This is a genomic window from Halodesulfovibrio sp. (assembly GCF_025210605.1).
Lineage (GTDB): Bacteria > Desulfobacterota > Desulfovibrionia > Desulfovibrionales > Desulfovibrionaceae > Halodesulfovibrio.
Window position 1 is genome coordinate 1 of record NZ_JAOARI010000013.1, and the last position, 15,347, is coordinate 15,347.

The following is a 15,347-nucleotide window of genomic DNA, read 5'->3' on the forward strand; positions in this document are numbered from 1 at the left end:
AAATACGTAATGAGTGCTTGGAAAAAGATTGAGAATGCTTTGGTAGACGTAACTTACGCAGAAGTTGGTTGCGGAACCATTTGTACTTGCTGCAAACGCTGCGGAAAGTAGAAAAAGCGCCGAAAGGCGCTTTTCTTTTTTTGCAACGTCAAAACCAGAAAGAGCAAGTAGGGTCAGTATAGCAATTACTTGCCTCTATTAAAAAATATCTGATTCGTTATCACTCCTGTGGAAGTCATTCCGCAGGTTTTTTATTTTATCTGGGTAAGAGGCAAGCGTCTTTTTGGGACTGAAAAAAAGGAATGTATGTAAACTGTGTTGTAGTAAAGAGTGCCTCGTGTTTGTGCTATCGATGTAATAGTCTAAATTTACTGACGATATGTGATCGATAAAAAATTTTTATGAGAATGGTGAAAAAATTGAATTTTACTTTATGAGTCGCGAGGCATAGTTACTCTTTCAACGGAGGAAAACAAAATGAAATACGTAATGAGTGCTTGGAAAAAGATTGAGAATGCTTTGGTAGACGTAACTTACGCAGAAGTTGGTTGCGGAACCATTTGTACTTGCTGCAAACGATGCAGAAAGTAGAAAAAGCGCCGAAAGGCGCTTTTCTTTTTTGTAGAAGAAATAAAATATATGTAAAAAGTGAAAATTTTCACTAGTAGTTTTATTCGATACTTAACGTCTTAATAATAAAATGATACTGTTTTCATCCTGTGGAAGAAGTTCTACAGGTTTTTTTATTTTAAGAGAGAGTTTTATTGTTCGTTAAAATGAGTAGTGCAGTGATAAAAATATTAAAAATAAAAAATTTTCGACTATAAAATTAGCAAAAGATAGTTCTACCTACCTATAAAGATCTGTAATAGTGCATTATTTTCCAATAATAAGTTTTTTTCATGAGAATAGTGAAAAAATTGAATTTTACTTATCAGACAGTGAGGCATAGTTACTTTCTTAACGGAGGAAAACAAAATGAAATACATTATGAGTGCATGGAAAAAATTTGAGAATGCTTTGGTAGACGTAACTTTCGCCGAAGAAGGTTGTGGAACCAATTGTACTTGCTGCAAACGTTGCAGAAAGTAAAAAAGCGCCGAAAGGCGCTTTTTTTTGGTCTTCAAAAAGACCACAAGCATTCTTGACTTTGGCTGTGTTTGACAGGCAGGAAGTGGTTGGACGGTATTAGACGGAATCATATAGGAGAATTCATGACACGTTCGCCGGAAACACAGCCGCAGAAACTCCCAGGCCAATCTGCTGGCACGGATAAAAAGAAAAAGATTACCTTAGAAACAGTATTCCCCGATAATCCTGCATGGCAGCCCCTTCGTATTGATCCGGCTGTTGGAGAACGCATGGCGTACGACGGGCTTATTGGGGGCTATGGTTGTTGCTACGGTGCATTTTACAGCATAATAGGGCAGATGGCAGAATTACACGGTGCCCCGTATAACGAATTTCCATTCCATGTCATGAAGGCAGGTCGTGGTGGCGTTGGCGGTTGGGAATCGACTTGCGGAGCATTACTCGGTGCAGCGTTTGCCTATGGATTGTTTTACGAGAAGAAAGAACATAACGAACTCGTGCGCGAGCTATTTTATTGGCATGATACAACACCACTGCCGATTTATCGCCCAGCTACTAATTGCAAGCTTGATGTAGAATTGCCGAGTTGTACTATCGGTAATGTTCTTTGCACGACGTCTAAAGTCCGTTGGGCACATGCTTCTGGCTTTCCGGTCAAATCAAAAGAGCGTTCTGAGCGTTGTGCACGTCTGACAGCGGATGTTGCACGTAAGGCAATAGAGATTTTGAATGCAAAAATAGACGGCTCCTTTGTTCCGACCGTGGATAAGAAAGCAGCCATACAATATACTGTCGATGTAGGGTAAAAACTCCTCCGCATTTAATAACAAAAAAGGCTGGTCTTCAAAGATGAAGACCAGCCTTTGTATTTTCTAGTAGATTGCGAGACTAGTTAATGGACTGGGACTCGCTGTTGCAAGCTTCAACGGTGCAGCGTGCAGCTTCTTCTGCTTTCTGCGCCTGATATTCGTGAATTTCAACGAATTTGATTGCGCCGAATTTACATGCTTTTGCACATGCAGTGAGTTCTTCACCGTTTTTAGCGCGCCATTCAGAGCACTGGTCGCATTTAATTGCAACCTTGCGGGAAGTAGGAGCTGCATCACCAATGATTGGTTCGTTGTGAGCAACGTTGATAGCACCAAAAGGACAAACCATTACGCACATTTTACAGCCTACACAAAGCTGCTGACGAACACGAACCATACCCGGTTCACGAACGAGAGCTGCTGTTGGGCAAACGCGAGCACAAGGTGCGTTGTGGCACTGGTGGCACTGTACAGGAACTTTAGCTTTCTCAATTTTGCATACTTTGATGCGGCTCAAGTTGGTAGCTTTGTTTTTGATAATCTCTTTGCGTGTAAGGCTGGTGTGTGCTTCAACACAAGCGATTTCGCATTTTTTACAGCCTTTGCATTTCTCAGCGTCAACAACCAATGCGTATTCTTTAGTTTCCATGAGAATCATCCTTATTAACAGGTTCCACTTCGAGACTCTTTACTTGCAGTTCCCGACCGGTAACCATGGTAAGATTTGTATTTGAACATCGTGGACATGTATCCGCGACGCGTTGTTCGAACGTGTAGTGACACTCTTTGCATTTCCAGCTTGCCGGAACATCAATGTATGTCAGTTTTACACCTTTAAGAGGAGTGTTCTCTGTGCAAACTTCAAAGCAACCTTCGAGAGTGTGCTTTTCTATGCAGGTATGTTGACCAATTTCTATGCGAATTTCGCGAACGATGACGTCTTTGTCTTTCACGGTCTCGTTGACTATGGCGATCATACTCTGAGTGATAGCTAATTCATGCATCAGATTATTCCTCTTACTCTACTGAATACTGTTGGTTGTCTCCTTTGCGGGCATAAGGGCAACGCCCTTGCCGCCGGAGGCAACCAAACAGCTATTGTCTCAACGTTGGACTCTTAACGCTCTGTACAAGAGAGGCAAGGGTCAATGCTGTTTACGATAAGTGCGATATCCGCAACTTTCGCTTTATCCAGCATTACGCGCAGACCTTCCCAGTTTACATAGGTTGGTACGCGCCATTTAAGACGTTCTGGGTACATGGTGCCGTTGGTACGCATGTAGTAGATAAGTTCGCCGCGTGGTGCTTCGGAGCGTGCCACAGCCTGACCTGCCGGAATATCCGGAAGTGGATCACAGCAGATAGGACCTTTAGGCATCTGGTCGAGGCACTGTTCGATAAGACTGATGGATTCGAATATTTCACCGAGACGTACGAGTGCACGAGAGCGAACATCACAGCCTTCTCCAAGAACAACATTGAAAGCAAGCTTGTCGTAAGCAGCGTACGGTGTTTCTTTACGGACATCGTTATCAATGCCGGAACCGCGTGCTACAGGACCACCAAGACCGTATTCAATGGCAGCTTCCGGTGGGAGGATGCCTACGCCTTGAGTACGCGCTTTTACCTGTGGGTGAGTTGCGTACATATGTCTGAACTCTTCCACTGGCTTTTTCAATTCTTCAAGGGTCTTGCGGAGATACGCTTCGAGTTCGTCATCAAGATCGTACTTCGCGCCGCCAATGGTGTTGGCGGAAATATCCATTCGGTTACCCCAAATGGTTTCTTTGAGATCCTGCATGGTTTCACGTACTTCCATGGCATGCATGAAGAGTGTGTTAAAACCGATAACGTGCAGACCGATGCCCACGTTGAACATGTGAGAAGCAATACGTTTTACTTCGTCTGCAATAACGCGCAGGTATTGACCGCGTTCAGGAACCTGAATTTTTGCGATGTTTTCCAGCGCCATGCAGTATGTCAGCGGGTGGTTGTTGGAACAGAGTGAACATACGCGCTCTGTGAGTACGATGTTCTGGAAAAAGTTACGTTCAAGCGCAAGGCTTTCCATGCCACGGTGAGCGTGTCCGGCAAACATTTCGATGGACTGGACTACTTCACCTTTTACATCCAACTGAAAGTACATTGGCTCTTCAAGAGCAACGTGCAGGGGACCGACTGGGATAGTGTATGTATTAGACATGCTAGCTCTCCTCTCCTTTCTCACCCATAATTTTTTCCCAAAGTGAGTTGGTAGACGCACTGTTGGTCATGGTGGAAAGAGGAACAAGTCGTTCCATTGCTTCGGACTGTACACCCTCATGCAGGAACAGCGGACGCGGGTTAGGGTGGTTAGCAACGGTAATTCCGTAGCTTTCCGCCATTTCGCGTTCAGTCCAGTCTGCTGACTTATGCCACTGTGTAATGGAAGGCACAGTCGGCTCAACACCGGTAGGCAGTACGGTAACAGTTACGGAAAGACCTTTCATAACAAAGTGGTAACACACTTCGTGGAAGGACTTTGCGTCGTCTGCTTTAGCGTTACACGCAGAGATGGTTACAAGGCGTCCTTCCGGCAGAATTTTTTCTGCAAACAAAGGAAGGTCTGCAACATCATTAAGGGTAACCCAGCCGTACTGGTTTTCTTTAAGGTCGGCAGTCCAGCTAAGTTCTGCACCTTTCGGCATGGCTTTAACGAGTTCAATCACTCGTTCTTTCATTGTGTTAATCATGGATCTGAGCTCCAAACTGTTGTGCGGCTTTCTGTCTTCTGCACTCAGGACAAAGACTGTAGATGTTCTCGAGTTCTTTAGTCGGTGTTCCGTAAATGTGGTCGAGCATAGCATGCGGCATATGCGGCATTGGCTGGTCACATTCGGAGCAACGAGCGTATGCAATAAACTCGTGTTCTTTCATCTTGTATTTGTCTTCGTTGCGATGCGCGGTAGACCAGTTGTTGGTCAGGCGGATTGCATCAGTAGGACAGTAATGCTGGCATAACCCGCAGAATGTACAGGTGTTGTGCCATACGTAGAAATCCTTACCGGAGCCGTCTTCACGTTCTACGTGTTTGATTGCGTTACCTGCACAAACAGTTGCACAGACACCACAGCCAACGCAGGATTCAGGGTCAACAGTGACCTTGCCGCGAAGTCGAGCCGGAGTGAAGGTTTCACCGAACGGAAACGGGTCAGTGGAAGGACCTTGCTTAAGGTTGTTCCAAAGAACTTTAAAGATACTAAGCATCGTTCTCTCTCCTAGATCCGTGTTTTCCAAATATCCAGTGCCATAGCTACACCTTCAAGAATAGCCTGAGGGCGCGGTGGACAACCGGCTACGTTCACATCAACAGGAATAATATCGTCCAGCATAATCGGTACAGAGTAGCTACCTCGGAACACGCCGCCGGAAATCGGGCATACACCCACAGCAACGGTTACCTTAGGATCTGGAATCTCTTCATAAACACGCAGCACCTTATCTTTAACCATAGCGGTCACAGGGCCGGTGATAAGAACAATATCAGCATGCTTCGGGCTACCGCAGTATTTGCAGCCGAGGCGTTCAACATCATAGCGCGGAATAAGCGCAGTGGTAGCAAGTTCTACGTCACAACCGTTACAGGAGCCCGCGTTAATACGGTACAACCACGGAGAACGGACAGCCTTGCTTTTAATAGCATCGATAATAGACATATCAGCTTTCCTTATTTGAGCAGAAGGGTCAGTCCAAGACTCACGTATGCCAGTACAGACGGGTACTTGAGGTAGAACTTGAAGGTCTGGTCAGTACGCAGGCGTCCGGTTGCAGAGCGAACAATGGTCACGGATACAAGCATGAGCATGAAGCATTTGAAAATGAACCATGCAAGGTTGGCGAAAGCACCACCCGGAACAGTTCCCGGGAAGAAGAGTGCAACACCAAGTCCCATTACAACAACCAGCTTGAGCGCACTCATAAGGTTGAACATGGCAAGCAGTGGACCAGAGTATTCAAGCAGCGGGCCTTCAAGCAATTCCGGCTCAGCTTCCGGAAGGTCAAATGGAACAGCGCCCATTGTGCCCGGAATAAAGCAAAGGAATGCGATGAATGCTGGAAGCATTGTCAGGTTGAAACCAAAAGAGCCGTTTGCATGCTGGTAGGCTACAACCTGTGCCAGTGAGAACTCGGAACCGTCTGCGCCGCCTGCTTTGAGAGCAACAGTAAGAAGCACAACAAGCAGAGGAATTTCATACGCAAACATGAGAACCATTTCACGGGATGTACCGATTGCACCGTACGGGGAGCTGGACGCGGAACCTGCGAGCATAAACGCGATTGCAGGAATCGGCAGCAAGTACAGAAGCATCAGCATATCGCCAAGACCGGTAGCGCCATCCCATACACCCGGTACAGGAATAAGCATTGCTGCTACCATCATGCCCATGAAGCCAAATACAGGAGCAAACTTGAAGATTGCTTTGTTTGCGGTATCAGGGATGATTGTTTCTTTCTGACTCAATTTAATGATGTCGTAGAAAGGCTGAAGGATCGGAGGACCTACGCGGCGCTGGAGGCGCGCGCAGATCTTACGGTCAAACCCTTTCAAAAGAAGCCCCAGAAGCAGAGCGAAAAGTCCGCCCGGGAATATGAGTAAGTGAAAGCTATGTGAAAGCATATCTAACATGACTATTTTTTCCTTCTACCGGAAAGGAATTCAGCTGGAAGATTCAGCCACTGTTCCAGTACGGTCAGTGCAGGTTCGTAGAAGTTTGAGCCGCTGACATGAGATTTTTCTGCGCTGATGTCGGTAACACCACAACCGTGGGTATGACAGATACGCTCAGATTTATTCATGAAGGAGAGGATCAAACGAGCCACACCGTAGGAAATTGCCATCACCAGTGCACATGAAATTGCGTCCCACGCGCCTGAACCGGTAGCGATACCGCCGAGGTTAATGTCAAGCGGAGCGAATCCGGTAGATTCGATGATGGAGTTTACAGGTGCCAGAAGCAGTCCTGGGAACACGCCGAAGAAGAGGGACGCGCCAGCCAGAATTGCCATCGGCATACGCATAAGTTTGCCTACTTCTGTTACTCCTTCGAGTCTTGGGTTCAACTGACCGAAGAACGCGGAGTGCAGGAACTTAATCATATATGCAAGAGTAAGCACGGAGCCGGACAAAGCAAGCAGTGCCAGCAGAATTTCGCCCTCATCCATAAGACCGTGGTAGAGCATCCACTTGGAAGTGAAGCCGCTGAGTGGCGGAACACCTACAGCGGAGAATGCTGCAATGGCAAATACGGTGAGTGTAAACGGCATCTTGCGACCAATACCGGAAAGCTCGTCGAGCGTATCGGCATGGGTGCGGTACATGATTGCACCTGCTGCGAGGAACAGAAGGTTTTTAAAGAACATGTGGTTCACAAAGTGCATCAAGCCACCGGACACTGTCAGCGATGTTGCCATACAGATACCGAGAAGCACATATGCCATCTGGGAAACGGTGGAGTAAATCAGCACACGTTTAATAGATGTCTGCATTACTGCTTTAAGTGCAGCGTAGAAGATGGTGATGCCTGCAACCCATGCAAGAGTGTACATAATTGCCGGTTGCGCCCAGTAGCCGGACTTGCCTGCAAAGAACCCTGCGCCACCGATAATGAAGAAGAGCTTCATAAGTCCGAAAGGACCTGTTTTCAGCAGTACAGAGGAAATGTAACCGGAAACCGGAGTCGGTGCGGTTGCAGGGTGCATCCAGATATCAATTCGCAGTGGAAGCATTGCAGCTTTCATAGCAAAGCCAATCGCGATGAATGCCATTGCGTACATACCGGTGGAGCCGGACATAGTTCCGAGCGCCTGAGCAAGTTCACCGAATCCGAATACACCGGACTCTGCTGTGAGCATTGCTACACCGAAGAACATGAAGGATGCGCCAAGAATGTTGAATGTGAAGTACTTAAAGCCTTCTTTGAGAGCACTCTTGGACTCTTCATGGATAATGATGGAGTAAAGCGGCCAACTGGACATGATCTCCCAGAAAAGGAAGAACGTGAAAATGTTGGAGCTTGTTGCAACACCCAGCAGACCACCGATCATCAGCAGGAATAGGGTGAAGAAACGCCATTGGGTGTGGCTGTGATCCATGTAGTTTGCAGAGTATACGATGTTGAGAATACCCATGAGGATAATGAGGAGGCTGTAGCTGATGCTGAGCGCGTCCAGAGAACCCCATGAGAAACCAAGACCGATAAATGCAAGTACCAGAACGCCTACGGAACCCCATGCAGATTTTTCCAGATTGTCACGCAGGATGTACGGAACTACTGCGCCAACCATTGGAATTGCTGCGTAGAGCGGCCAGCCGACAGCTAAGTCTGGCAGAGGCTGAACTGCAATTTTGCCTGCTGCAAGCAGAGACTGCATTACAGGAACAACAATAACAAAGTTCAGCTGCGGGAATACGCCCAGCAAGAGACATGCTGTAGCAAGTACACCCATTGGTATGAGACAGGTAAGCGGAGCTTCTGCAACCGGCTCACCTTCGTATTTTTCAAAGAAGAGGATGCGTACAAGACGGGTGTAGTACACAACGCCCATCAGACCACCGGCAAGAATCATAACTGCCAGAAGTGGCTGACCTGCATCCATCGCTGCGTAAACCATGAGGAATTTACTTACAAAACCGCCGAATGGTGGCAGTCCCATAATACCCATGAGACCTGCAAACAAACAAAGACCGGTAAGCGGCATTGCGCGTCCCATACCTTTCAGCTTGCTTATAGTGTATGTTCCTGAGCGGAGGATAAGCATGCCAACACCGAGGAACAGCAGGTTTTTCATGATAGCATGGTTCACAACGTGCGCCATGGAGCCAGTGAGCGAAAGGTATGTTCCAAGACCAAGTACCGCTGCAATCTCACCGACTTGTGCCATGGTGGAGTATGCGAGCATGCGCTTAACGTTGGTCTGCATAAGTGCCATGACTTCTGCAAACAGCAAGGTTACTGCGCCAAGCACGGTAATCAGCGTTGTGATATTGAATGCGCCTTCCTGATTAAAGTATCCGGCTCCAAAGAGGGCAAAGCATACCATGAGCATGCCGTAGATACCGGTTTTTGTAAGAATACCGGAGAGCGGACCAGAAATGGAAGAAGGTGCCACAGGGTGAGCAGCAGGTAGCCAGCTGTGGAATGGTACAAGACCAGCTTTTACAGCAAAGCCGAAGAAACAGAGCAGCGCAGCAATACCGGCAAGCGCAGGGCTTATGTTTTCTGTTGCTTGAGCAATGGCAGCATAATCAAAGCTACCTGTTGCACTGTGGATAAGGAAGATACCGAACAGCAGGGCATATGCACCGGCTGCACACATAAAGAAGTATTTAAAGCCTGCTTTAAACGCGTTCTTAGTTTCTTCGTGAATAACGAGGAAGTAAGAGCTGAAGGTCATCAGTTCCCAGAAACCGTAGAGAGAGCCAAGGTGCTGGGTAAGAGTAAGACCAATCAAGGAACCCTGCATGAGAAGCAGGAAGAACCAGTAGCGGGTTGCGTTTTCTTTATGAATGTATCCACCTGAGTAGACGGTGACAATAAGTCCGATGCCGGACATGATACATGCAAAAAGTTTGGAAAGCGCAGGTGCGTCAGTAGTGGTGGTTGCAATCAGTGCAACTGCAGATAATGCAGTCGCCAGTGCAAAGCGCCAGTCAAAACGCTTGAGTGCTGCCGGAATGTACTGTGACGGAATCAGCAACAGGAATGCGCCGACATACGGAAGTGAAGCAGCAAGTGGCCAGTGAGCTTCAAACTCAGGCAGGCTGACTTCTGAACCGAATATCGCCATAACCGGATGCAGGATCAGATCTGGGAAAATGTGAGATACAGCAACAGCTGCACCAATTATTACGGTGATACCACCGAGAATCATGGAGGTAGCAGGCTTGTCTTCTGCATTTTCCGGTGCTTCAAAGCACAGTGTTTGAACAATGGTGATGGTGTACCACAAGGCAATACAGTTGCTTACAAGCAGCATGATTGCTGGCAGGTACATTTCAGCACTGATAAGTCCATATGTGAGAGCCAGTTTGCTTAACGCACCCTTGAACGGAGTAAATCCGATGGCAGAAAACATGGCAAACCCGAAGATTCCTGCGAAAAGTGGAGCACGCTTGAATGCGCCACGCAGGTTAGTAAGATCGAGTGAGCCAAACTGTCTTGCCAGCCCGAACAGTGCAAAAACAGCCAGACCTCTTATGGAGAGCTGATAGAAAAGGTGTAATGCAGCGCCTGCATTACCAGAGATTGTTCCTGTCCCGAACCCTGCAAGGACAGCTCCGATTTCCGCAATGCTGGAAAAAAGGAGTACGGTTGTTAATTTGTTAAACTGCTTGCAAGCCCAAATTTGCGTAAGCAGCAGAATCAAACACCCAAAGTAGACTGAGAAGTGAGAAGTGGTAACTTCAAGTAACATGCAATTCTTGCTCCTTATGAAAGAAGACAATACCGACTGCCCAGACGCACCTATAGCAGGTACATCCACGGTATTCTTCCAGTACACCGCAGAGGAAACCCCATTTCCCTGAATATAGCGCGGCTATATTCAATCTGCGGTGTTGTTTCTTTCAATCCGAATCCAGTGCGCCGTCGCAACACGGCTCAGCACTTCCTGTATGACGGACTGTTCAACTGCACGTTGCCCTTTTAGTGCGGAAGAAACAGTCATACGCATGACACTTTTTCGAAAAAACGGGTCGGCACTCCCGTAATTTGAAACTGTGTGGTGAAGTAGCTGGCAGCTCGTTATTTTTCAGTTTGGTGATTACCCTTTCAAAGAAGGAAAAGAAAATTGAGCTGATAGGACACGATTGTGGGAATTTTCTTAACCACAAATCTAATCAGCAATATAGTTCTTTTACATTTCTTTACACTTGAATGAGTAATCAATTAAACAATTTAGCGACCATTCGTCTCTTTTTTTGAGTATTTTGGTCTACATTGAAGAAGAGCGATGTACTACTTCCTAGATTAACAGCCTGTAATTTTGTAACTTATTTGCAAAAGCTGCGCTTTTTTTTATGAATGCTTTTGAAAATAAGGGTTAATGCCCATTTACTAGTAGGTGTTAATCTCATGGATTAATGGATTGATGTATTTTTATTGATTGATCATGCAGTGAACCTATAGCTTGTTTTGATTGATCGCACAATCTTTCTTTTGATTTTTGTGGTGTCGTGTAATGCCCTGAAAAAGCAGCATTTAGAAGAGAACGCTTGACCGCTGTTGATGGCTGTTTTGGAAAAAAAGACAATAATATCGCAGGGTGAAGTGAAAAAGCTTCTGAGAGAAGAAAAAATGATGTTTTTTTTGTATGTAGAATCGTGTTTTTTCTGAATAAAATGATGGAAAAAAATAACTATGAACAAAAAAATATCGTAGTAAAAAATGAAGTTGTTTTATTTTGGCTGAAGATAGATAAAAAAAATGCATAAAAAAATTTTTATACAATAAAATAAGAATAAAAATCGCAAAAAAAAATAATTAGTGTCTATTTTTTAAAAATAAGATTCTAAAAACTTTCATTTAACACGTAACTACTGTTTTTTGCTGTTGATAAAAAACTATCTAGGCTCCATAAAAAATATATCATAATTGATACATAGTGATAAAACTCACAAGCTAGTGATAAGGCAGAATAGTGTCACTAATTCAGGTGATTGTAAGTTAAGTATAGAGTGAAATTTTTGTTTTGCATTGAGATGTGGTGAAAGTAAGAGTTCATTATCATTAATTCTGTAATTTAAAACGGGTAGAACCAAAAATGTAGGAAAAGTGTTGCAAAGCCTAGATAGCATGTGATAGTTTTCACATGAAAGCGAAATCTATATTTTCGAATAGAAATGCAAGGCACACCGCATCATCTTTTCATATGTTTTACGCCCAATTAAGCATATGAGCGAAAATTACGCCAATAGATTTAAATAATGTATGAGGCTGAACCTTGGTTCAGCAGAAAAGCCTGACCATAAAAAATGGTCAGGCTTTTTTTTGTTTCTTTCAAGATGGGGCAGAGTGTTGTCGATAGGAGGGGGGCATGGGAGAAGAAGCTTAGAGTGACTAGGGAAATGTGCATCGAGCAAAAAAAAAGATCATACTTTCGTATGATCTTTTGTAAGTGCATGGTGCCCAGGGGGAGACTCGAACTCCCACGGGCGTGGCCCACTACCCCCTCAAGATAGCGTGTCTACCAATTCCACCACCTGGGCACTTATATGAGCTTCGCTAATGCGTCGCTCTGAGGTGCGTTAAGCTTTTGTCCCTCAACGCGGAAATGTGTTTATGTGGAATAACAAACTTTGGCAAGTGTTTTTTATGTTTTTTTTCAAAAAGTTTTGAATCTAATAAAATATCATGGCTGCTACTCCCTGAGAATGGGTTACTATGTACCGTGTTTTTTCGTGCAAGCGAGAACGCACCGGAAAGCTACATAGAGTATAATCAGGAGATATTTCATGAAATTAGTACGTATTTTTGCGATTACCGCAATCGTTATGAGCCTTGCTGCCTCATCATTTGCAATGAAACAAGATATGATGGCAAAACAACCGATGATGAAAGACGGCATGATTATGATGAAGATGAATTCTGATGGAAAGCTCATGCCTATGATGATGAAAGACGGCGGAATGCAGCCAATGATGATGAAAGACGGCATGGAAATGAAAGATAAAAAAATGCCGATGATGATGGCAAAATGCGGCGTAATTAAAATGCCTATGATGATGAAAGACGGCATGCTCATTCCAATGATGAAAGATATGAAAAACGACAAAATGATGATGAAAGATATGAAGATGGAATGCATGATGGTGCCAGTGATGACGGGCAACGGCATGGTTATGATGATGCCTGTGATGATGAAAGATGGTATGATGATGCCAATGATGATGAAAGACGGCATGATGATGCCAATGGAAAAGCCAATGATGATGAATGGTGGAAAAATGAAATAGCATCATAGGCTGAGGGCTGCTCAAGCTATATACTAGTTCAGAAAAAAGAGAATATTATCTCAAGGGTTAGAGAGATTTTTTCTTGATACAAGTATGGGCTTGGGTGTTGAACTTAAGCTATATGTTTTTTCTAGCCATGATTTTGTAGCTATTATCGAGCGCTCTGCATACGCAGGGCGCTTTTTTTGCTCGTAAGCCAAGACTGAGTAGACCGTATCTTTTGATCTTTGAATTTGCTGATGGAAAAAAAATGTAACAAAAATAGTATCGATAACTAATATCTTTACAAGGTGAGCAGAAATACTTATTTGGAAAATACAGCAAAATTAAAGCACAAAAGTTGATTCGGAAGATTACGAGCTGGATTTCCCAAAAGTATTATATGTTGTAAAAATGAAACGATTACATTGAGTTGTGAAAAGAATATTTTGCTTTAATAGCCTGAAATGAGGTACTATTAAATTTGACAAATGATAACTTGAACAAAGCAAGTGTAACAATGTTATGGAACAACTAGCTTCGTTGCGTTTCTAGTTATTCAACGCTGAATAATAAGTATTTTGGCGACATAATAAAAAAAGTTTCTGCCTCGCCCATTAGCGCAGGAACAAAATATTCAGGAGATGAGTGTGCAGCGTTCAGAATCTATTGAAAGAATTGAAAGTCAGGATGTGTGGGATGTGCTGATTATCGGTGGTGGCGCTACCGGACTTGGTTCCGGTGTAGATGCTGCTTCAAGAGGGTATTCAACCGTTCTGCTTGAATCTGCGGATTTTGGTCAGGCTACTTCCAGCCGAAGCACAAAGCTTGCCCATGGTGGAGTGCGGTACCTTGAACAGATGAATTTTTCTTTGGTATATGATGCGCTGCATGAACGTGGTCGCATGCGTCGCAATGCACCGCATCTGGTGGATGACCAATCATTTATTGTTCCAACCTACAGCTGGTGGGAAACACTTTATTATGGTGCTGGGCTTGTCGTGTATGACCTGTTGTCAGGGCCGTTCAGCTTTGGATTCTCGTATCCAATGATACGTAACCGCGTGTTTAACCATGTTCCCGGTTTGAATCCTGCAAAAGTAAAAGCAGGCGTCCGTTATCATGATGGTCAGTTTGATGATTCAAGGTATGTAATGGCGCTGGCGCTCACTATGAATGACCTTGGTGGCTGTCCGGTTAACCATATGCAGGTTGTATCACTCATCAAAGAAGAAGAAACTGTACGGGGTGTGGTTGCTGTTGATTTGCTAACAGGCAAAGAACACAAAATTTACGCACGTTCAGTTGTTAATGCGACAGGTGTCTTTACAGATGATATTCGCCAGATGGATGATCCTTCCGTAACGCCTATTCTGCAACCTAGTCAGGGAATTCACTTAATGCTCGACAGAGAATTTTGTCCGGGCGAGGCTGGTATTCTTATTCCTAAAACTGATGACGGGCGCGTTGTGTTTGTTCTGCCTTGGCATGATAAACTTATTATTGGGACAACAGATACAGAAGTTGATGCCCCGGAAATGGAACCAAGAGCGACTGATGCAGAAGTTGATTTTCTTCTTGAACACGTTGGGCGCTTCCTTGCTCGTAAGCCTCAGCGTAAAGATGTTCGCAGTGTATTTAATGGTATCCGTCCGCTTATTAAAGCAGAAGGCTCAGGCGCAACATCCACGTTGTCCCGCGATCACTATTTGACTGTTTCTCCATCAGGGCTTGTCACAATTGCGGGTGGTAAATGGACAACATACCGTAAGATGGCAGAAGATGTTGTTAACACCTGTGCGAAAACAGCTGGATTACCGGAAGCAGATTGCCGAACCAGCAACCTGCCGTTGCATGGCTGGACTCGTGACTTTTCTAAGAGTGACCCACTTCGTGTGTACGGCAGCGATACAGAGAAGTTATACGATCTGCTGGACGAAGATGATTGCTTGGCAGAATTGGTGCACAGTCGTCTGCCATACCGTAAAGTTGAGGTGGTATGGGCTGTGCGTTCTGAAATGGCGCATACTTTGTATGGTGTTCTTGCGCTTCGTACCCGTGCATTGCTTCTTGATGCAGAAGCGACAATAGAAGCTGCGCCGGAAGTTGCGCGACTTATGGCTGCTGAACTTGGTCTCTCTGGTGACGATGCAGATGCATGGATTGATGCACAGTTAGCAGAGTTCCGAGAAGTAGCAGCTCTATACGTTGCAGGAAATTGCTGCGAATTGTAACCTGCTTTGTTTTACGTAAATGAAACCCGCCTCCAGTTGGAAGCGGGTTTTTTGTTTTGTTCTCATTAATAATGCGAAATGAAATTTTGCTTTGGTGAGTAAGCTTCGAAAATACTCTTTATGTACAATTGAGCTATATATAATGATGTAGCTAATGTGCGCCGTATGTTTGAGCCAGCCATAACAACCTCAACTGGCTGGACATATAAGCGCTTTAGTCCAATCAGTTGAGATTGTTTA

Annotated in this window: 11 protein-coding genes and 1 tRNA gene; 3 read left to right on the forward strand and 9 right to left on the reverse strand. The window is 44.8% G+C overall.

The window, feature by feature from the left end; genetic code table 11:
* Nucleotides 1–1,214 precede the first annotated feature (1,214 nt).
* Nucleotides 1,215–1,898: a C-GCAxxG-C-C family protein gene (locus tag N4A56_RS04075; RefSeq protein WP_295545209.1), complete on the forward strand. Its 684-nt coding sequence runs from the start codon at nucleotides 1,215–1,217 to the stop codon at nucleotides 1,896–1,898.
* An 82-nt stretch (nucleotides 1,899–1,980) separates the two neighbouring features.
* On the opposite strand, the gene N4A56_RS04080 is transcribed toward N4A56_RS04075, so the two are convergent.
* The 9 genes from N4A56_RS04080 to N4A56_RS04120 form a co-directional block, all read right to left on the reverse strand.
* Nucleotides 1,981–2,550, reverse strand: coding sequence for a 4Fe-4S dicluster domain-containing protein (locus tag N4A56_RS04080; RefSeq protein WP_293670168.1), 570 nt, complete (start codon nucleotides 2,548–2,550; stop codon nucleotides 1,981–1,983).
* Complete coding sequence (gene hypA / locus N4A56_RS04085; protein ID WP_293670166.1) at nucleotides 2,540–2,905, reverse strand: hydrogenase maturation nickel metallochaperone HypA; 366 nt, start codon at nucleotides 2,903–2,905, stop codon at nucleotides 2,540–2,542. Before hypA ends, N4A56_RS04080 begins: the two co-directional genes overlap by 11 nt.
* Before the next feature lie 113 nt (nucleotides 2,906–3,018).
* A complete protein-coding gene (locus N4A56_RS04090) occupies nucleotides 3,019–4,104 on the reverse strand; it encodes a nickel-dependent hydrogenase large subunit (RefSeq protein WP_295545211.1) in 1,086 nt (361 codons plus the stop codon).
* A 1-nt stretch (nucleotide 4,105) separates the two neighbouring features.
* Nucleotides 4,106–4,633, reverse strand: coding sequence for an NADH-quinone oxidoreductase subunit C (locus N4A56_RS04095; protein WP_293670162.1), 528 nt, complete (start codon nucleotides 4,631–4,633; stop codon nucleotides 4,106–4,108).
* Nucleotides 4,626–5,147: a 4Fe-4S dicluster domain-containing protein gene (locus N4A56_RS04100; protein ID WP_293670160.1), complete on the reverse strand. Its 522-nt coding sequence runs from the start codon at nucleotides 5,145–5,147 to the stop codon at nucleotides 4,626–4,628. The genes N4A56_RS04095 and N4A56_RS04100 overlap by 8 nt, the downstream gene beginning before the upstream one ends.
* An 11-nt stretch (nucleotides 5,148–5,158) precedes the next feature.
* Nucleotides 5,159–5,596 (reverse strand): NADH-quinone oxidoreductase subunit NuoB, encoded by a 438-nt coding sequence (gene nuoB, locus N4A56_RS04105; protein ID WP_293670158.1) that lies wholly within the window; start codon nucleotides 5,594–5,596, stop codon nucleotides 5,159–5,161.
* A gap of 11 nt (nucleotides 5,597–5,607) precedes the next feature.
* Nucleotides 5,608–6,567, reverse strand: coding sequence for a complex I subunit 1 family protein (locus N4A56_RS04110; protein ID WP_293670156.1), 960 nt, complete (start codon nucleotides 6,565–6,567; stop codon nucleotides 5,608–5,610).
* Nucleotides 6,568–6,569: 2 nt separating this feature from the next.
* On the reverse strand, nucleotides 6,570–10,355 hold the full coding sequence (locus N4A56_RS04115) for a proton-conducting transporter membrane subunit (protein WP_295545214.1): 3,786 nt from the start codon (nucleotides 10,353–10,355) through the stop codon (nucleotides 6,570–6,572).
* Between the two features lie 1,706 nt (nucleotides 10,356–12,061).
* A tRNA-Leu gene (locus N4A56_RS04120) sits at nucleotides 12,062–12,147 on the reverse strand.
* A gap of 246 nt (nucleotides 12,148–12,393) precedes the next feature.
* On the opposite strand from N4A56_RS04120, the gene N4A56_RS04125 reads away from it, so the two are divergent.
* Together N4A56_RS04125 and N4A56_RS04130 are read left to right on the forward strand one after the other, a co-directional pair.
* Entirely contained in the window at nucleotides 12,394–12,894 is a 501-nt protein-coding gene (locus tag N4A56_RS04125; RefSeq protein ID WP_295545216.1) for a hypothetical protein, read from the forward strand.
* A gap of 623 nt (nucleotides 12,895–13,517) precedes the next feature.
* Nucleotides 13,518–15,107, forward strand: a complete 1,590-nt coding sequence (locus tag N4A56_RS04130; protein WP_295545218.1) for a glycerol-3-phosphate dehydrogenase/oxidase — start codon at nucleotides 13,518–13,520, stop codon at nucleotides 15,105–15,107.
* The last annotated feature ends 240 nt before the right edge of the window (nucleotides 15,108–15,347 follow it).